The following is a 17,793-nucleotide window of genomic DNA, read 5'->3' as shown; positions in this document are numbered from 1 at the left end:
GCGCGCGCTAACGTGACGCCAAATTCGCGACGTGGTCGATCAGCCGGTCGATCTCTTCTTGGGTATTGTAGTAGTGGGGAGAAGCCCGGACGAGCGGCGGCAGCTCGCGGATCTCGGCATCGATGCGGGTACTCGACGGGTCTGAAGTGCCGATTGTGATGCCCGCCGTCGCGGCGCTGCTGACAATGGCCTCCGCCTCATAGCCATTCATCGTGAAGCTGACGATGGCGCCCGGCGCACGTCCCAGGTCGCGAATGGTGATGCCTGGAAGGGCCGCAAGGCCGCTACGAAGACGGTCGGCAAGCAGGCGGCAGCGCTGTTCGATCGGAGCGAGTCCGATCTCGAGCGCGTAGTCGACAGCCGCGCCGAGCCCAAGCCGGGCCGCGTAGTTGTTTTCCCAGGTCTCGAAACGGCGGGCATCGTCGCGGAGCCGATACTCATCGCGCGAGACCCAGGGCGCTGCGAAATGGTCGATCATCGGTGGCTCGAGCTGCTGCAGCAGTGCGCGGCGGACGTAGAGAAAGCCGGTGCCGCGCGGGCCGCGCAGGAATTTGCGGCCCGTGGCCGACAGCATGTCGCAGCCGATGGCGTCTACGTCGACCGTCATCTGCCCGATCGCCTGGCAGGCGTCGAGCAGATAGGGAATGCCATGCGCCCGCGCGATCTTGCCGATTGCCTCTGCTGGATTGACCAGCCCGCCATTGGTCGGAACCCAGGTGACGGCGATCAGCTTCACGCGTCGGTCGAGCATGCGCTCCAGCGCGTGCAGGTCGAGCTCGCCGGTGGCATCGCTCGGCACGACCTCGATGGTCGCGCCGGTTCGTTTCGCGACCTGAAGAAAGGCGACATAATTGGCGGCGTACTCCGCCTCGGCGGTCAGGATACGGTCGCCCTTGCGAAACGGAAGCGAATAGAATGCCATCTGCCAGGCAACCGTCGCGTTCTCCACGAGCGCGATCTCGTCGGGGGCGGCATTCAGCAGGCGCGCGACCGAGCCATAGACCGCGTCGAGCCGCTGGGCTTCGCGGTCAGCGGCGGCGTAGCCTCCGATCTCGCTTTCGAGGTCGATATGCTGCTTCATTGCAGCGAGAACGGGGGTCGGCATCAGCGCCGCGCCGGCGTTGTGGAGATAGGCGAGCCGGCTGGTGGCTGGCGTGTCGGCACGTATTCGGTCGAGGTCGATCACTCACGCCCTCCGCGTCTTGCGATTCGTGCATGAATTAGGCGCGTTGCCGAGCGCAAGCAAGCTGGGCTGGCGCGCCTCAGATGCAGAGGCCCAGCAGCTTGATGTGACAATTGCCGGACTTCGGCTTGCTCGCGGGCGCGACCTCGCGCTTCACGGCGACGATGGGCTCCTTGTCCTTTTTCTTGCCTTTGCCCTTCGGCTCGTAGTCGCCGGCGATGACCATGGCCCAATAGGTGCGCTTGCCACTCGCATTCTTGGCGCTGGCAATGCCGACGCGGGAGGCGTTGTGCAGCAAGAGGTTCTTGCGGTGCCCGGAGGAGTCGATCCACTGGCCAAGCGTCTTCTCGAAACTGTCGTAGCCGTAGGCGATGTTCTCGGCGGCGCGCCCCGCGCCGGCCGGCGCGACACGGCGGTTGAACGGGCCGAGTGCGTCGTGGCTGAGATTGTCCTTCGCCGCCATCGCGCGGGCCTGATCCATGGCGATGCGATCGAGGGTGGCGTCGCGGACGACGCGGGCCTCACCATGCTTCTGACGGAAGCTGGAGATCAGCTCCGCCGGTGAGTCGGCCAGCGCGGGCGCGCCTGCCAGCAGCACAAGGCCAGCGATCGTTCCGCCAACCATACGATGCATCATCGTCCCCCGACCGCCCATGATCTCTGCCAACCCTGCGTGATCCAAGCGCTTCTCGGTCGCCATTGTGGAGGCTTCAAGGCGCAGATTCCGCGCTAGCTCGTTGGGAGCTTCGCCTCGAAATTGAAGCGGTCGCGCAGGTTCTTGCGCTGCTCCAGGATGTCCTTGAGGAAGGCGCGGTCCTGCTCGTTCTTCATCATCGGCTCGATCAGGTCGAGCTGATTCATGGCGACCAGTTGCAGGACCTCGATGCGCGGCTTGCCGCTGGTGTTGCGTGGCAGGGCGTGCACGACCTGGATGTGCTCGGGCGGCTTCGGTCCCTTGGCGGCGGCAAGCTCGCTGCGGAGCTGGCCCTCGAGCGCGGCCTGATCGGCTTCGACGAAGGCGTAAAGCCCGACGCCGGAGCGGCGGTCGGCAAAGGCGACGATGGCGGCGTCGCGCACGGCGGGATTCCGGCGGATCAGCTCGGCCAGCACCGGCGCGTCGTTGACGAGCCGGCGGCCGCCGCCCTCGCGGTCGGTGAAGTTGAACAGGCCGCGGGTGATGGCGCGATAGACCTTCTTGCCGGTGGCGAGCCACAGGCTCGCGGCGAACGACTTCCTCGCCAGGATCTTTCGCTCTCGCGGCGTCAGCGCCTCGGGCGCGTAGGAGCGCTTGTGCTTGAGCAGATGCCGGAGGTCTTCATAGGCGAGGATGCGATAGAGCCGCCCGCGGCGCTCAAAGCACGCGGCGAGCTGGAAGTCGGTCACATAGGCGCGGCCGTCGCGGCCGACCAGCCAGTTCTGCTCCTTGGCGAGATCGTTGTGGCAGATGCCGGCGCGACGCAGCCGGCGCAGTGCGGCCTTGGCCGAGCGGAAATAGGCGAGATCGCCATGGGGCTTTGCGAGATGCAGCGCGACGCCGTCGACGAAGCCGCGCACCAGAGCGCGGCGCCCGGCCCAGAGCAGCTTGGGGCCGACGTCGAGGCCTTTGGCGCGCACCAGGGCCTGCTTCTCGCGGGCGAACAGGTGGCGTGCCAGCAGGAACGACCACCATGGCACCTCGTCGAGCCGGCGCAGCACCGCGTCGATCTCGCCGCTCTCGCTGCGGAAACGGCCGCGCTCGACGGTCGAGAACACGTCGCGCTTGAGCATCACGCCTTCGGTCCAGCGCGCCGACAGCTCTGCGGCGTCGTCTTTGGGCAAGCTCATCGCAAACTCACGCGGCGGCGGCAATGCGCAGGTGATCGGCGATCCAGCGATCGAGATCGGCGAGCGCCCGGGCGCTCAGCGCCTGCTTCTTGGCCACCGTCTTCTCGTTGCCGCGCAGCCGTGTGCCGTCGGGCTTCTTCGTTGGCAGGCTCGCGAGCGGTGGGAACAGGCCGAAGTTGATGTTCATCGGCTGGAACGAGCGCGTTCCCGGCTCGATGGTCTCGATATGGCCGCCGGTGATGTGACCGAGCAGCGATCCCAGTGCGGTCGTAGCGGGCGGACTGACAAGCATCTCGCCGCGCGCGTCCGCGGCGGCATAGAGACCCGCGATCAAGCCGACGCTAGCCGATTCCACATAGCCCTCGCAGCCGGTCATCTGGCCGGCGAAGCGCAGCCGCGGCTGCGCACGCAGCCGCAGCTGGCCGTCGAGCAGCTTCGGCGAGTTCAGGAAGGTGTTGCGATGCAGGCCGCCGAGGCGAGCGAATTCGGCGTTCTCCAGCCCCGGAATGGTTCGGAAGATGCGCTGCTGCTCGCCGTATTTCAGCTTGGTCTGGAAGCCGACGATGTTGTAGAGCGTGCCGAGCTTGTTGTCCTGGCGCAGTTGCACGATCGCGTAGGGTTTCGTGGTGGGATCGTGCGGATTGGTGAGGCCGACCGGCTTCATGGGACCATGGCGCAGCGTTTCGTGGCCGCGCTCCGCCATCACCTCGATCGGCAGGCAGCCGTCGAAATAGGGCGTGTTGGTCTCCCATTCCTTGAACTCGGTCTTCTCGCCGGCGATCAGCGCGGCGACGAAGCCGTCATACTGCTCCTTTGTCATCGGGCAGTTGATGTAGTCGGCGCCGTTGCCGCCGGGGCCGACCTTGTCGTAGCGCGATTGGAACCAGGCCACCGACATATCGATGGATTCGCGGTGCACGATCGGCGCGATGGCGTCGAAGAAGGCGAGCGCGTTCTCGTCGGTCAGCTCGCGGATGGCCTCAGCCAGCGGCGCGGAGGTGAGAGGCCCGGTGGCGACGATGACGTTGCTCCACTCGGCCGGCGGCAGGCCGGCGACCTCGCCGCGTGCGATTTCGATGAGGGGGTGATCGTTCAGCGCGCTGGTGACGGCAGCGGAGAAGCCGTCGCGATCGACCGCGAGTGCGCCGCCGGCGGGCACCTGGTTGGCATCGGCGGCGCGCATGATCAGCGAGTCGAGGCGGCGCATTTCCGCATGCAGCAGGCCGACGGCGTTGTTGGCGGCGTCATCCGAGCGGAACGAATTGGAGCAGACGAGCTCGGCGAGCCCGTCAGTGCGATGCGCCTCGGTCATGCGGGTCGGCCGCATCTCGTGTAGCACCACGGGCACGCCGGACTTCGCAACCTGCCAGGCAGCTTCCGAACCGGCGAGGCCGGCACCGATCACGTGCACGATGTTGGATTGGGGTCCTGTCATGGGGCGGACAGGTAGCGCTTTTCGGCGGAGAGTGGAATCGCCGAGATCGAGTTTTCTGCCGCCAGATGCGACAACGCCCGCACGAGGCGGGCGCTATCGGTCCGTTCCGGGCGAAAGGGCTGAAGGATATCAGCCCTGATACTGGCCGGCGGCAACGCGCGGGATGTCCGAGCGATCGAGGCCGATATCGGCCAGTTCGCGATCGCTGAGCTGGGACAGCTCGGCAACATTGCGCTGATAGTCCCGGAAGGCCTGGATCATGCGGATGAGCGAGAGCAGCATTGGTAGTCTCCTGTAGTTCGATTCAGCCTTTGCTTGAAGGCCTCATCGTTGAAATGAATATAGGTGAGAGTGGTGCAGTGCGAAAGTTCCAATGTTGCGATGCAGCTAAGCGCCACATGCATACCGCCGGTAACGAGCGATTAACTGAGGAGCGCTCCTGCCCGAGCGATGGGCGATGCGCTCGCCCGGGAGCCACAAATCACCGTGAATTCACGGGCTTATGCCGCAGACTTAGACAGACACGCGCCGGCAAACATGTTGCGCTTTCACAGTACATTCAAGAGCGCCGGTAGCGCCTAAGCCCAAAACACGCATGCGCGATTCGCATGCATCCACAAGCAAAATAATGAATTTAGGTTCATTTAGCCGCCCCAGCGACGAGGTTCCTTGTACCTGCATAAGGAAATCCGCAATTCTGCATGTTGCTCTGTGCCGAGCGCAACATCACGCAGTCCTCGCGAGGAGTTTATTGCGGCAAGTTGCCGCGCCTGGAGGAAAGTCGTGCTGCAGATCCGGCAATTTCGCTGGTCTGCCCAGTCACAAGAAGGAAGTAACGTCATGACGAAGTTACTCGGGGTTATCGCAGTCGCGGCTGTTGCATTCGCCGTCGCGCCCGTCCAGGCCGCCAAGCACGCCATGGGTGGTTGCAGCGGAGCCAACCTGGAGAAAACGGAAACCGCGATCGAGAACATGGCCGACGGCGACAGCAAGTTCGTCGCGCAGAAGGAGATTGCTGCGGCTCAGGACTCCCTGCTCAACGGCAAAATGGGTGCGTGCGGCGCGCATCTGAACAAGGCGATGCACGCCACCATGGGCAAGTAAACGCACCCAAGTAAACGTACCCAAGAGAGGGCCGGTCGCGTTGCGATCGGCCCAAGCGTTTTGTCGTGTTGTGGCGTGTTATTCTAAGGGGCGCGTGCGAGCTGGGCGGCAAAATAGGCCACCGTCTTTGAGTAGACCTCGCTCTTGTTCCACTGCTTGAGCACCTCAAAGTTCGGACTGCCCGGCTGCCAGTCCTTGCCCTTCTGCCAGCCATAGCCGGCCAGATAATTGGCGGTGGAGGCGAGCACGTCGGGCACGTTGTGCAGAAGGTCGCGCTTGCCATTGCCGTCGAAGTCGACGGCATATTTCATCCAGGATGACGGCATGAACTGGGTCTGGCCGAGCTCGCCGGCCCAGGCGCCTTTCATGTCGGCAGGCGCAAGATCGCCGCGTTGGACGATGCGCAGCGCATCCAACAGCTCGGCGCGAAACTGCTCGGCGCGACGGCAATCGTACGCGAGCGTTGCAAGCGAGCGGATCGTTGCGAACTTGCCGGTGTTGACGCCGAAATCGGTCTCCAGCCCCCAGATCGCGACCAGGACTTCGCCTGGCACGCCATAGGCCTGCTCGATGCGCGACAGCACCGAGCCGTATTGCTTCATCCTGTTGGCGCCGCGCTCCAAGCGCGGCGGCACCATGCGGCCGGAAAATTCCTCGAAGCTCTGGGTGAAGACTTTCTGCGAGCGATCGCGGTTGATCACGCTTTGGTCGAGCGTGACGCCGGCAAGCCCGGCATTGATGGTCTGCTGCGAGATGCCCTTCGCTGCAGCGTCGGTTTTGAAATCAGCCAGCCAGGCGTCGAAATTGCCCGAGCCGCAGGCAACCGCGGCGGGCGCTGGCTGGACTGAGAGAAGGGACGCGGAGACGGCGAAGGCTGCGAGAGCAAGACGAGAAATCGTCGGAGTCATCAGATGAAATGGATTTCCGTGAACTGACCTGACCGGCAGCATAATCTCGGCTGTAACCGCGGCCAAAGCAAGGCGTGCAGCCCTGTCCGAACCGGGCAGGGCCGCACGTCACGCGATTGTCAGACGTCCGTCCGATTCCGCCACGGGAAGAGGTTGGCCGGGAAGTCGGCGGCCGGCTTGCGCGGCCGATGCGGCGGAGGCGGCACCGGACGTGCGCCCGGATCGGACGCGATCACCTTGCGGTAGAGGTGCCAGGTGGCGTGCCCGAGCAGCGGGATCACGACGGCGAGGCCGAGGAACGCCGGGATCGTGCCGAGCGCGAGCAGCACCGCCACGATCAGGCCCCAGGCCGCCATCGGCACCGGGTTTTTCCCGACCACGCGCAGGGATGTGCTTATCGCCTCGAATGCACCGGCATGGCGATCCAGCATCAAGGGGAACGATACGGCGCTGAGACAGAGCGCGGCGAGCGCGAACAGAAATCCGGTGCCGCAGCCAACCACAATCAGCCACCAGCCTTGCTCGGTCGTCAGCACGCGCTTGATGAAGTCCGAGAAACCGGTGACGCCCTCGTAGCCGAACGCCGCGACATAGATCGCCTGCGCCGTCGCCACCCAGGTGACGAACAGGGCGAGCAGCAACGTACCGAGGCCGAGCATCGCACCGAACGACGGCGAGCGCAGCACCTCCATGGCATCCCAGGCGCTGGCCGGTTCATAGCGCTCGCGCCGGCTGGAAAGCTCGTAGAGCCCGAGCGGCGGCGAAAGGCCCGATCAGCGCGAAGCCTGCGGCAAGCGGAAACAGCAGCGGCAGCACCGAATAGCCCATCACCACGCGGGCGAGCACGAGGCCGAGCACCGGGTAGATCACGCAGAGGATGATGGCGTGGCTCGGAACGGCCTTGAAATCCTCCCAGCCGCGCCTGAGCGCGTCATGCAGATCGGACAATTGAATGGTTCGGATCACCGGTCCAGCCGCATCCGTGGGCTGGGCCATCGTGGGGACATTGCCCTGGTAGAGTGTGGCCATGGTCGCTAGCTCCCTTGCCAAGCGGCCGAGTCCGGCGCCGGCAAACGGCGCAAGCGGCCGCGTTTTCTCTTGAAATCCCGCGATCCCGACCAGACGCGAATTCCGGAAGGCATCGCGAGCTGAACGCAAACCGTACGCCTATTTCCGAGTCCTGTCCCTCACGCTGGGGTGAAATTCGATGCCGCAGCGCAAGTTCAGCAACGTCATTCGGTCGTCATTTCGCCGCAGATAAGCTGATGCTGCGCGATGGTTCGCAACTTCGCGGGCGCCACGCAGTGACTTGGTCTATAAGTGTGCCACTCAGGCCCTTCCAACGGATCCTTTTCGGGGAGCAGACATGAGCATTTTCGGGAAAATCATGAGCGCGATCTTCGGCAGCCAGCCGGCGTCCGCCGCGCCGGCCGGTGGCGCCGCTTCGCCGGGCGCGCCCGCAGGGTCGGCAAGTACGTCGGCGCCGGCCGCCGCGCCCATGGCCGCGGTCGACGTGGCGGCGATCGTCGACAAGGCGGCGGCCGCGCACAAGGGCGAGAAGCTGGAATGGCGCACTTCTATCGTCGACCTCATGAAGGCGCTCGACATCGATTCCAGCCTCGCCGCGCGCAAGGATCTCGCCAAGGAGCTGGGCTACAGCGGCGACATGAACGACTCGGCGAGCATGAACGTCTGGCTGCACAAGCAGGTGATGTCCAAGCTCGCCGCCAATGGCGGCAAGCTGCCGCCGGAGATCAAGCACTGACCCGCCTGGGGTCGTGCCGCAGGGGCCCGCGATCGCGCGGGCCCTTTTGCATTCAGGCGACCAGATCCGCATCCTCCGGATGCCGGTCGAGATAGTCGACGACGAAGCCGCAGCCGGCGATCACCTTCTTGCCGTCGCGCCGGATCAGGTCGAGCGCGCCTTTGACCAGCTCGGAGCCGATGCCGCGCCCGCGCAGCGCGCGCGGCGTCTCGGTGTGGGTGATGATCACGGCTGATGGCGTCAGCCGATAATTGGCGAAGGCGATATCGTCGCCGACATCGAGCTCAAAGCGGCTTCTGTCCTTGTTGTCGCGTACCGAAGCCCCCATGCGGTATACCTCCGAACTGCAGATCCTGATCCAGGAGACTCACATGGCGCTTGCCAAGGTGAGACCAAGGGAGATCGGCGCAGAGGAGATATCTGCAAATGCGCGCCGCATAGACGCACTGCAGTATGGATATGGCGCCCCGGGAGAGTGGTCCCGCGACCCGCAAATAATCCCCGATGCCGCTCTTGCAAGCCGGACTTCGGTTCCCACGTCCTAAAAAGGACATACGCCCGAATGCGGCCGGCAGGGTCGCCAGACATTCGGAGTGTCATGATCGCCAGCCGCAGACGTATGCCTCTTCTGTAGGAGGGTACGATGTCGGACTCTGGCTTCTTCAATACTCATCGAACGTGGGAGGACTGGTGCGGGATGCTGCTGGGCGCGGTGATCGTGGCCTCGCCGTGGTTCCCGATCCAGGACCAAGCGATCGCCGGTCACCAGACGGCCATCCTGAACACCGTTGCGATCGGTTTGGTCGTATTTGGCATCAGCCAGCTGGAATACGTCGCCTTGCAGCGCTGGCAAGAGGTGGCGACGATTCTGGTCGGACTGTGGCTCATCGCCTCGCCATACGTGATCGGCTATTCCGGTGAGGGATTTCTCCGCATCTATCACACGACCCTCGGCGCGGTGGTGGTGCTGCTCGGCATTCTCCAGCTATGGCAGGACTGGGATACGAATGATCAGGACTTGCTCAAGCACGGACAATAGACCGTAGGTTACGGCAGGCCCGCCGGCCACGAGCGGCGGGCCTGTGCACTCACCGTGTCACGAGATCCGCATAGTCCGGGTGCTTGTCGATCCACGTCTTCACGAACGGGCATTGCGGGATCAGCTTCAATCCTTCGGCGCGGACCTGGTCGAGCGCGCCTTGCACCAGCTTCGAGCCGATGCCCTTGCCGCCAAGCTCCTTCGGCACGTCGGTATGCTCGAAGGTGATGACACCGCCGTCGAGCTTGTAGTGCTCGGTCGCAAGATGACCTTCCACCTCGAGCTCATAGCGATGATGGGCCTTGTTGTTGATGACGTCGCTCATATCGTTGCCTTGCAGCTGCCGGCCTCGCGCACGAGATCGTAACGCACGGCCCATCGGCGGGTTTCCGATCCGAAGCTGTTCGATTCAATCGCTCGCTTTGGCCAACCTGGAATCTTCGGCCTGTGGCTGCGGGCGGAGGCAGCCCTGGCAGATGACCAGGGAGCGGTTGACCCTGGCGTCCTGTTCGGCCTCGATGCCGTCCTGCGCCTGCCGCCATTCCTTCGAATAGGGCTGAGCATCGGCTTGCGACCTGTGACGCTCGGAGCGGCCGCCAGTCCGCGTCGGCTGCGAGGTAGCGCTTGGCCGGTTGGGATCCTCGCCGGCGCCATCCCAGGCATAGCGCGCAGGCTTGATGGCGGGATCGGACGCCAGATGCGCTTGCGGAGTCGCGGCACATCCGGCGAGCGCCAACGACAACAGAAGGAGGGCAGGCGCTTTGACCATGATGCGGCACTCTGTACGCGACAATTGATGAACGTTGCGCCGATCATGTTTAAAATTCCCTGAACGATTGTGGCTGCGCTGGCGACAAACGCGCATGCGATATCTCATCCTCCTGCTCGGCTTGCTCGTGGCCAGCGCGCGCGCCGACGACGCAAGGCCGTTCAATCCGTCCGACTATCCGCCCGGCGTGCAGAAGGCGCTGCGCTACGCCAACGAGGAATGCGAGAGCCAGGAGGGTGGAGCGGTGACCTTCGCGCCAAACACCGTGCGCAGGATCGACCTGACCGGCGATGGTCGCGAGGACTACATCGTCGATTTCCAGGACACCAAATGCGGCGATCGCGAGACGACGTATTGCGGAACCGGCGGTTGCGTCATGAAGATCCTGGTAACGCTGCCGGACGGCAATCTGCGCGAGATGTTCGACGGCTACGTCCTTCGCTACAAGATCATGGCCCCACCGATAAAGCGCGGTGCGGCGCGCACCATCCGCTTCGATCTGCATGGCAGCTTCTGCGGCGGCTTTGGTGCGCAGGCCTGCTGGAAGACCAAGACTATCACCGCGACGCCTTTTGCTTTCAAGCAGCCGTAGGGCAGGTCCGCGGCAGCCGGCCTTGCAGGGCCTCCGGCGTTGGCGATAAATGGGCTGCAATGAACGGACGGCTCGCATGCTGTCCGTCGCCGAAGAGGAAGCCCGATGCAGCCCCTGCGCATGTCCCGCCGCGTCATGAATCTCGCCTATATGTTGACCCAGAATGCGCGGCGGCATGGCGCCCGTCCCGGCTTCGTATGGGGGGACAAGTCGTGGACCTGGCGCGAGATCGATGCGCAGGTCTCGGCCCTTGCAGCGGCGCTCGCCGCGCGGGGCATCGCGAAGGGCGACCGCATCCTCGTCCATTCCAAGAATGGCGATGAGATGTTCTTCTCGATGTTCGCGGCGTTCCGGCTCGGCGCGGTCTGGGTGCCCACCAATTTCCGCCTGATGCCGGATGAGGTCAGCTATCTCGCGCAGGCCTCCGGCGCGAAGGCGTTTCTGTGCCATGTCGACTTCCCCGAGCATGCCGCGGCGGTGAAGAGCGGAGCGCTGCAATTCACCTTGAGCGTTGACGGCAACGCCGCGTTCGGCGAGCGCTCGGTGGCTGACGCCATCGCCTCGCATACCGGCGCTGCCGTGGAGAATGTCGCCGTCGAGCACGACGATCCCTGCTGGTTCTTCTTCACCTCCGGCACCACCGGACGCTCGAAGGCGGCCGTGCTGACCCATGGCCAGATGGGATTCGTCGTCACCAATCATCTCGCCGATTTGACGCCCGGCACGACCGAGCAGGATGCCTCGCTGGTGGTGGCGCCGTTGTCGCACGGCGCCGGCGTGCACCAATTGATGCAGACCGCGCGCGGCGCGCGCACCGTGCTGCTGCCGACCGAGAAATTCGACATCAACGAGGCGTTCCGCCTGATCGAAACGCATCGCGTCAGCAATCTCTTCACGGTGCCGACCATCCTGAAGATGATGGTCGAGCATCCCGCCGCCGACAAATACGACCATTCCTCGCTGCGCTACGTCATCTATGCGGGCGCGCCGATGTACCGCGAGGACCAGAAGGCGGCGCTGAAGAAGCTCGGCAAGGTGATCGTGCAGTATTTTGGCCTCGGTGAGGTCACCGGCAACATCACCGTGCTGCCGGCGGCGTTGCACGATCCGGAGGACGGCCCGCACGCCAAGATCGGCACCTGCGGTTTCGAGCGCACCGGCATGCAGGTGTCGATCCAGGACGACGAGGGCCGCGAGCTCAAAGCCAACCAGAGCGGCGAGATCTGCGTGATCGGGCCTGCGGTGTTCGCCGGCTATTACGACAACCCCGAAGCCAATGCGAAGGCGTTCCGCAACGGCTGGTTCCGCACCGGCGATCTCGGCCACATGGACGAGGAGGGTTTTGTGTACATCACAGGACGCGCCTCCGACATGTACATCTCCGGCGGCTCCAATATCTATCCGCGCGAGATCGAGGAGAAGATCCTGACCCATCCCGCCATCGGCGAGGTCGCCGTGCTCGGCGTGCCCGACGCGACCTGGGGCGAGGTCGGCGTCGCCGTCTGTGTCGTCCGTGAGGGCGCGAAGGAAGTGACCGAAGCCGAGATGGCGGCGTTCCTGTCGCCGAAAGTGCCGCGCTACAAGATGCCAAAGCGCTTCTTCTTCTGGGATGCGCTGCCGAAATCGGGCTACGGCAAGGTGCCCAAGCGCATGGTGCGCGACGAGCTCGAGGCGCGCGGGCTGCTCGACCTCGACAAGGCGAAGACAGGCTGAGCGTACGAGATGCGGAGTATCAAGCAGCCGGGCTCGCCGCCTCCCGAGCGCATTCAATGGGTGGAGGCGAGGGGACGTGCCTTTTCCTTCACGCTTCAAGCCGGTCTGCCGCTGCTGGAGGCCGCGCGGCGCGGCTTTGCCGCGGAGGGCTTTGCCGGCGGCGTACTGCACTTTCGCCGCGGCGCGCTGGGGCCGTTCGCCTATGTCATGCCGGCGCTGTCGAAGACCGGCGAGAATGCGGCGTTCTACAGCGATACGTTCCGGCCGGCCGGCGTGACGCGCCCAAAGCTCGGCAGCATGACGCTCGGCATGCGCGACGGCGCGCCGTTCTTTCATTGCCACGGGCTGTGGACGGAGGCCGACGGTAGGACGAGCGGCGGCCACATGATGCCGGACGAGACGGTCGTCGCCGAGCCGTTCGAGGTCGAGGCGTTCGGTCTCGACGGTACGATGTTCACGGCCGAGCCCGATCCGGAGACCAATTTCAAGCTGTTCGGACCTGTCGCAGCCGCGAGCACCGGCGCACGTACGACGAGCCGCGCCTTCGCGCTCCGCCTGCGCCCGAACCAGGATTTTGCCGGCGGCCTCGAAGCGTTCTGTCGCGCCCACGGCATCGACCGCGCGAAGATTCATGGCGGCGTCGGCTCGACCATCGGCGCGCGCTTCAGCCATGGCGCTGCCACCGAGCCGTTCGCGACGGAGCTGGCGATCACGGCAGGGACTATCGGGCTCGGCGCCTCCGGCACGCTGGAAGCTGCGCTCGACGTTGCCCTGATCGACTACACCGGCGGCATCGCCGAGGGCCGCCTGGTGCGCGGCGATAATCCCGTGCTGATGACGATGGAGCTGGTGCTGGAGGTGTTGCCTTAAGGCTCGACCAAAGCTTGCGGTCTTCCGCGGATGCCACTTCCGTGCGGCTGGTGTTCCTGATATGTTCCTTTAACCGTTGGTGAGGAGGGGCAGGCGCATGAGCCGGACACGACGACGTCAGACCACGTTGAGCGCGCCTTATCTCAGGCGCATCTGGCTCGATCGTTCGCGCGTCGAGGACTGGGAGGCCTATCCGTTCTGTCTTCCTGTATTCAGGGACGAGTTCGACCAGAGCTTCGAGGCCGCCGTCACCATCATCGTCGGGGAGAACGGGACCGGCAAATCGACCATTCTCGAGGGCATCGCAGGACTGGCCGGCTTCGCCAGCACCGGCGGGCGCAAGGGTTTTCAGGAAATTGACGGCGGCGGCATCGAGATCAGCGGCGATGAACTGTCCTCTGCGTTGCGGGCTGCCTGGGTGCCGAAGGTGACCGACGGCTGGTTCTTTCGGGCCGAGACGTTCTTTTCCATCGCGCGCTATCTGGACCGCTCGGCCGTGGATGCTGCGCACGCCATGGAAGGCGTGTTTGGTGCGAGCGTTCAGCAAGCGCCGGACTATCTTTCCTTTTCCCACGGCGAGGGCTTTCTGGTGTTCTTCGAGGAGCGCTGCCAGAAGCAGGGCATCTATATCTTCGACGAGCCGGAATCCGCGTTGTCGCCGGCACGCCAGATGGACTTCCTCAAGCTCCTGCATCGCATGGATCTCTCCGGTCATTGTCAGGTGATCATGGCGACCCACGCGCCTTTGCTGATGGCCTATCCGAATGCGCAGCTGCTGCGGCTCGGGAAATACGGCCTTGAACCCGTGAGGGTGGAGCAGACCGATCATTACCGGGTGATGCGGGAGTTTTGTGATGATCCGCGCGGGTTCGTGGAGGCGACGCTGGGGGAGTGAATGTACCATTCACCGTTCACCGGATTTCGTAGTATGTTTTTGCCATGATCAGGTCGGCGGAATTCAGCGAGCCGCAAGATCTGGGATGGCGAGCATCCGAACCAGTTTCGTGGGCTCGATTTCGAGGCGGCGGCTGAGTTGTTGCTGGCGCTCAATGTGGCGAAATCGCTCGGAGACCTCAGTCCGTTGAGGAGCGTCGGATTGCACAAGCTGAAGGGCGATCGCAGGGGACAATGGGCAATGACGGTCAACGAGCGTTGGCGTATTTGCTTCGAATTCAGCAAAGGCGATGCCTACGAGGTTGAAATCGTCGACTATCACAAGGGCTGACATCCATGGCTCCACTCGTTCATCCTGGACGCCTGCTCAAGCGCGAATTGGCGGCGCGTGGGCTCAGTGCCAACAGGCTTTCGCTCGACATCGGGGTTCCCTCGGGGCGGATCACCGACATTTTGAACGGGCGGCGGGGGATTTCCGCGGATACTGCCGTGCGGCTTGGCCGTTATTTCGGCAATAGCCCTCAATTCTGGCTCGACTTGCAAGGACAGTACGACATCGGAGTTGTGGAGCGTGAGAAGGGCGCGGAGATTGCTCGACAGGTCAGGCCCGTCGATGCCGCCTGATGCAATGACCATTGATGAACTTCCACGCGGCGCAGGCGCACGATCCCGCGTCCTCGCGGCGGAGTCCGCCCGAGCTTTGCTGCATTCACCACCCTCGAAAGTGCCGAGGGCGCAGGGAAGGCCGGGTGCCGGCTGGCACCCGCGGTCCACTGTGCGAAGCGTGTGCTAAAAAAGGCTGCACAGCGGCATACAGGTGAAGCCAAAACATCCGGCCTTCCCTGCGCAGTGGTTTGACGGCTTATGTCGTGCTCTCCCCGGGGAGCGATGCACTATTGCCCCCGTCGCCTTGCGGATGACTGACGGTGCGGGCCCGGTCGGGCCGCAACGTCACCGCAAGCCTTGGCGCACAGACCCCGGGCGCCAGGACCACACGATTTTGCCGTACGCAGGCCGCGCCCGTCGTTTGCGCGCCGCGTCTGCTCACGGAGTGACCCGCCCTGCAAACCGCCTACGCGCGACGCTGCCTGCGTCCACCACCTCCCAACCCGCGTTAGTGACGATCGCGATGCGCCCCTCGGCCCGGGTTGAGGTGGCCGCAACATGCGATAAATCCGAATTCGAGTAAAGCGAATTATTTCCTCGCGGACGCGTTGACCTTGCTTTGGGGTGTTTTGCCCGTCGGGCAACGCAACGGATGGTGTGGATTGGGGGGCCGCCGCCTTGCCACGGCCGTGCCACGAACGGGTCTCCCCATGGCCCGAAAATGCGCTAGCATGACCTCAGCGCGCGTTCCAAGTCGCGCAGATTGAGAAACGAGGAAACGACATGAGGATGAGAAGCGGACCGGCGATCGCCGGGGTGGCGGCGCTGGCGGTGGCGGGGATGGCTTTGATGACCGCCTTCGAGCCGGTCTGGGCCCATGGACCGACGCGGCAGAAGGTGCGGGAATCCATCGAGATCAACGCGGCCCCGGCCAAGGTGTGGGCGGTGATCGGCAATTTTCAGGACATGAGCTGGCTTCAACCGGTCACCAAGACCGAAGGCGAGAAGGGCAACGAGATCGGCGCGACACGCAAGCTGACCCTGACGGGCGGCGCCACGGTCGAGGAGGAACTCTACAAATACGAGCCCGACATGCAGAGCTATTCGTACCGGATCACCAAGGTCGACGTGAAGGTGCTGCCGGTGACCAATTATTCCTCGACCTTGACGGTCTCGCCCGCGCCCGACGGCAAGGCCAAGCTGGAATGGGCCGGCGCGTTCTATCGCGGCTATCCCAACAACGATCCGCCACCGGAGCTGAGCGACGAGGCCGCGATCAAGGCGGTGAGCGGGCTGTACAAGGCCGGGCTCGAGGCCCTCAAGAAGAAGATCGAGAGCGGTAGCTGATCGTGCGAGCGCTGGTTCTGGCGGCGCTCGCCGCCAGCCTTTGTCATGCCGGGCTCGCCAGCGCAGCTGCCGACGAGGCGTTCGTCACCAACCAGCTCAGCGACGATCTGACGGTCGTGGATCTCGCTGGCGCGCGCAGCGTCGCGACCATCCCGATCGGCGGCAAGCCGGCCGGTGTCGCCGTCAGCGCCGACGGGCGCTTTGCCTATGTCACGAGCCCGGATGCCAAGGCGGTGACGGTGATCGACGCAGCCACGCGGCAGGTCGCCGGCCGCGTCGAGGTCGGCGGCGGACCGCTCGGCATTGCCGTGTCGCCCGACGGCAAGGCGGTCTATGTCGCAGATTGGTACGCCGCCGCGGTGCGGGTGATCGATACCGCCTCGCGCAGCGTCACCGCCAGCATCGCGGTCGGCGCCTCGCCGTCGGGTCTTGCGGTGACGCCCAACGGCAAACTGCTGCTCTCGGCGGACCGTGACGACGATACCGTCTCGGTGGTCGACGCCGCGACGCGCAAGCGCAAGGCGACCATCAAGGTCGGCACGCGTCCGTTCGGCCTCACCATCGATGCCGAGGGCCAGCGCGCCTACATTGCCAATGTCGGCTCCGACGACGTCTCCGTGATCGACATCGTCGCCGGCCGCGAGATCGGCCGCGTGCCGGTCGGAATGCGGCCCTATGCGGTTGCGTTGACGCTAGGCCGCGGCTTCGTCACCGATCAGTACGGCGGCACCGTCAGCGTGTTCGACCTGGCGGACCTGAAGCCCATCAAGCGCATCAATGTCGGCGATTATCCCGAAGGCATTGCGGCGACTGCCGACGGCAAGCGCGTCATCGTCGCCTGCTGGGAAAGCAACACGCTTGCTATAATCGATGCCGCCGAGCTCAAGGTGATCGGTGAGATCAAGACCGGCGACGGCCCGCGCGCGTTCGGGTCGTTCTTGCGGAGGACGGAGTAGGGGTGTGTAGGGTGGGTTAGCGTCAGCGTAACCCACCACTTTGGTGTCCGCGTTGACGGAAGTGGTGGGTTACGCCAAGCGGTCTGCGCTTCGCGCAGTCCGCAGGGCTAACCCACCCTACGGATCCGGCACAACACATCCGCAATCTCATCCATTCGCTCGAACACATGATCCGGCCCCAGCGCCCGCAATGCCGCCGGCGCCGCATAGCCCCAGCATACGGCGCCGCAGGCGATACCGACCGCGCGTGCCGCCTCGATGTCGCGGACCTCATCGCCGATCGATATGACCTTGTCTAGTACGATGCCCGCACGTCGGACGACCCGGCGGAATTTCGCAGGCTTGCCGAACAGCGATGCCGCGCAGTCGAAATGCGAAAACAGCGCGGCGGCATCCCCGAGCTTCTCGCGCGCATTGGCTTCGTTGTCGGAGGTCACCAGCGCCAGCTGCACCCCGTTCTCGGCCAGCGTCCGCAGCATCGCCTCGACGCCCGCGAACAGCGGAATCTCAGCTGCTGCCTCCGCCTTCAGCCGCCGTGCATGCCGCGCGATCGCCGGCAGCTTCCACAAGGGCACTTCGAGCCGGGAAAGGATCTCGCGGCTCGACGCATGCCTGAGCTCCTCGATCTCGTCATCTGCGACGCGGCGAAAGCCGAAGCGATCGGCGACGTCGTTGATGGTGCGCAGGAACCAGGGGAAGCTGTCGGCGAGCGTGCCGTCGAGGTCGAAGATGGCGAGGGCGTAGGACTTCATGGCCGGAAGGTCTGGTCGGGTTTCGCGACCGGATGT

The 17,793-nt window shown here is 64.6% G+C and carries 21 protein-coding genes and 1 pseudogene; 11 read left to right on the top strand and 11 right to left on the bottom strand.

Going from position 1 to position 17,793, the window contains the following annotated elements; genetic code table 11:
* Positions 1–7 precede the first annotated feature (7 nt).
* The 5 genes from HZZ16_RS24805 to HZZ16_RS24785 form a co-directional block, all read right to left on the bottom strand.
* Positions 8–1,186, bottom strand: a complete 1,179-nt coding sequence (locus HZZ16_RS24805; protein ID WP_197952487.1) for an aminotransferase class V-fold PLP-dependent enzyme — start codon at positions 1,184–1,186, stop codon at positions 8–10.
* 76 nt (positions 1,187–1,262) lie between these two features.
* Positions 1,263–1,817, bottom strand: coding sequence for a CAP domain-containing protein (locus HZZ16_RS24800; RefSeq protein ID WP_197952486.1), 555 nt, complete (start codon positions 1,815–1,817; stop codon positions 1,263–1,265).
* A 95-nt stretch (positions 1,818–1,912) separates the two neighbouring features.
* On the bottom strand, positions 1,913–3,007 hold the full coding sequence (locus tag HZZ16_RS24795; protein ID WP_197952485.1) for an AMP-binding enzyme: 1,095 nt from the start codon (positions 3,005–3,007) through the stop codon (positions 1,913–1,915).
* A 7-nt stretch (positions 3,008–3,014) separates the two neighbouring features.
* Entirely contained in the window at positions 3,015–4,442 is a 1,428-nt protein-coding gene (trmFO, locus tag HZZ16_RS24790) for a methylenetetrahydrofolate--tRNA-(uracil(54)-C(5))-methyltransferase (FADH(2)-oxidizing) TrmFO (protein WP_197952484.1), read from the bottom strand.
* A gap of 129 nt (positions 4,443–4,571) precedes the next feature.
* Positions 4,572–4,724 carry a DUF1127 domain-containing protein gene (locus HZZ16_RS24785; protein ID WP_007590701.1) on the bottom strand — a complete coding sequence of 51 codons (153 nt, stop codon included), beginning with the start codon at positions 4,722–4,724 and terminating at the stop codon, positions 4,572–4,574.
* A 558-nt stretch (positions 4,725–5,282) separates the two neighbouring features.
* On the opposite strand from HZZ16_RS24785, the gene HZZ16_RS24780 reads away from it, so the two are divergent.
* On the top strand, positions 5,283–5,546 hold the full coding sequence (locus tag HZZ16_RS24780; protein WP_246510418.1) for a hypothetical protein: 264 nt from the start codon (positions 5,283–5,285) through the stop codon (positions 5,544–5,546).
* Between the two features lie 83 nt (positions 5,547–5,629).
* Here the strand turns inward: HZZ16_RS24780 and HZZ16_RS24775 are convergent, their stop codons facing one another.
* Positions 5,630–6,454 (bottom strand): lytic murein transglycosylase, encoded by an 825-nt coding sequence (locus HZZ16_RS24775; RefSeq protein WP_197952482.1) that lies wholly within the window; start codon positions 6,452–6,454, stop codon positions 5,630–5,632.
* 119 nt (positions 6,455–6,573) lie between these two features.
* Positions 6,574–7,483: pseudogene (locus HZZ16_RS24770) on the bottom strand (DUF2189 domain-containing protein).
* Positions 7,484–7,820: 337 nt separating this feature from the next.
* On the opposite strand from HZZ16_RS24770, the gene HZZ16_RS24765 reads away from it, so the two are divergent.
* Positions 7,821–8,219, top strand: coding sequence for a DUF3597 domain-containing protein (locus tag HZZ16_RS24765; protein ID WP_197952481.1), 399 nt, complete (start codon positions 7,821–7,823; stop codon positions 8,217–8,219).
* A 52-nt stretch (positions 8,220–8,271) separates the two neighbouring features.
* Here HZZ16_RS24765 and HZZ16_RS24760 read toward each other — a convergent pair whose 3' ends face one another.
* Positions 8,272–8,547, bottom strand: a complete 276-nt coding sequence (locus HZZ16_RS24760) for a GNAT family N-acetyltransferase (protein WP_197952480.1) — start codon at positions 8,545–8,547, stop codon at positions 8,272–8,274.
* A 315-nt stretch (positions 8,548–8,862) separates the two neighbouring features.
* Here HZZ16_RS24760 and HZZ16_RS24755 point away from each other — a divergent pair, with 315 nt between their 5' ends.
* Positions 8,863–9,258: an SPW repeat protein gene (locus HZZ16_RS24755; RefSeq protein WP_197952479.1), complete on the top strand. Its 396-nt coding sequence runs from the start codon at positions 8,863–8,865 to the stop codon at positions 9,256–9,258.
* 49 nt (positions 9,259–9,307) lie between these two features.
* Here HZZ16_RS24755 and HZZ16_RS24750 read toward each other — a convergent pair whose 3' ends face one another.
* Entirely contained in the window at positions 9,308–9,583 is a 276-nt protein-coding gene (locus HZZ16_RS24750; RefSeq protein WP_197952478.1) for a GNAT family N-acetyltransferase, read from the bottom strand.
* Between the two features lie 84 nt (positions 9,584–9,667).
* Positions 9,668–10,027, bottom strand: coding sequence for a hypothetical protein (locus HZZ16_RS24745; protein WP_197952477.1), 360 nt, complete (start codon positions 10,025–10,027; stop codon positions 9,668–9,670).
* A 94-nt stretch (positions 10,028–10,121) separates the two neighbouring features.
* Here HZZ16_RS24745 and HZZ16_RS24740 point away from each other — a divergent pair, with 94 nt between their 5' ends.
* From HZZ16_RS24740 to HZZ16_RS24705, 8 genes are all read left to right on the top strand, one after another.
* Positions 10,122–10,619: a hypothetical protein gene (locus HZZ16_RS24740; protein ID WP_197952476.1), complete on the top strand. Its 498-nt coding sequence runs from the start codon at positions 10,122–10,124 to the stop codon at positions 10,617–10,619.
* A 105-nt stretch (positions 10,620–10,724) separates the two neighbouring features.
* Positions 10,725–12,332: an acyl-CoA synthetase gene (locus tag HZZ16_RS24735; protein WP_197952475.1), complete on the top strand. Its 1,608-nt coding sequence runs from the start codon at positions 10,725–10,727 to the stop codon at positions 12,330–12,332.
* 9 nt (positions 12,333–12,341) lie between these two features.
* Positions 12,342–13,202 carry a PCC domain-containing protein gene (locus tag HZZ16_RS24730; RefSeq protein WP_197952474.1) on the top strand — a complete coding sequence of 287 codons (861 nt, stop codon included), beginning with the start codon at positions 12,342–12,344 and terminating at the stop codon, positions 13,200–13,202.
* Between the two features lie 97 nt (positions 13,203–13,299).
* Positions 13,300–14,097 carry an AAA family ATPase gene (locus tag HZZ16_RS24725; RefSeq protein WP_197952473.1) on the top strand — a complete coding sequence of 266 codons (798 nt, stop codon included), beginning with the start codon at positions 13,300–13,302 and terminating at the stop codon, positions 14,095–14,097.
* A gap of 138 nt (positions 14,098–14,235) precedes the next feature.
* A complete protein-coding gene (locus HZZ16_RS24720) occupies positions 14,236–14,427 on the top strand; it encodes a type II toxin-antitoxin system RelE/ParE family toxin (RefSeq protein ID WP_210342610.1) in 192 nt (63 codons plus the stop codon).
* A 5-nt stretch (positions 14,428–14,432) separates the two neighbouring features.
* On the top strand, positions 14,433–14,720 hold the full coding sequence (locus tag HZZ16_RS24715) for a HigA family addiction module antitoxin (protein WP_197952472.1): 288 nt from the start codon (positions 14,433–14,435) through the stop codon (positions 14,718–14,720).
* 765 nt (positions 14,721–15,485) lie between these two features.
* Complete coding sequence (locus HZZ16_RS24710) at positions 15,486–16,049, top strand: SRPBCC family protein (RefSeq protein ID WP_197952471.1); 564 nt, start codon at positions 15,486–15,488, stop codon at positions 16,047–16,049.
* 2 nt (positions 16,050–16,051) lie between these two features.
* The gene (locus HZZ16_RS24705) at positions 16,052–17,005 is read left to right on the top strand and encodes a YVTN family beta-propeller repeat protein (protein ID WP_197952470.1); all 954 of its coding nucleotides are present in this window, start codon (positions 16,052–16,054) and stop codon (positions 17,003–17,005) included.
* 107 nt (positions 17,006–17,112) lie between these two features.
* Here HZZ16_RS24705 and HZZ16_RS24700 read toward each other — a convergent pair whose 3' ends face one another.
* Positions 17,113–17,757: an HAD family hydrolase gene (locus HZZ16_RS24700; RefSeq protein ID WP_197952469.1), complete on the bottom strand. Its 645-nt coding sequence runs from the start codon at positions 17,755–17,757 to the stop codon at positions 17,113–17,115.
* Positions 17,758–17,793: the final 36 nt, after the last annotated feature.

This window comes from Bradyrhizobium glycinis (assembly GCF_016031655.1).
GTDB lineage: Bacteria > Pseudomonadota > Alphaproteobacteria > Rhizobiales > Xanthobacteraceae > Bradyrhizobium > Bradyrhizobium glycinis.
Note: the sequence above shows the minus strand (reverse complement) of the source record. Positions and strands in the feature narration are given on the sequence as shown.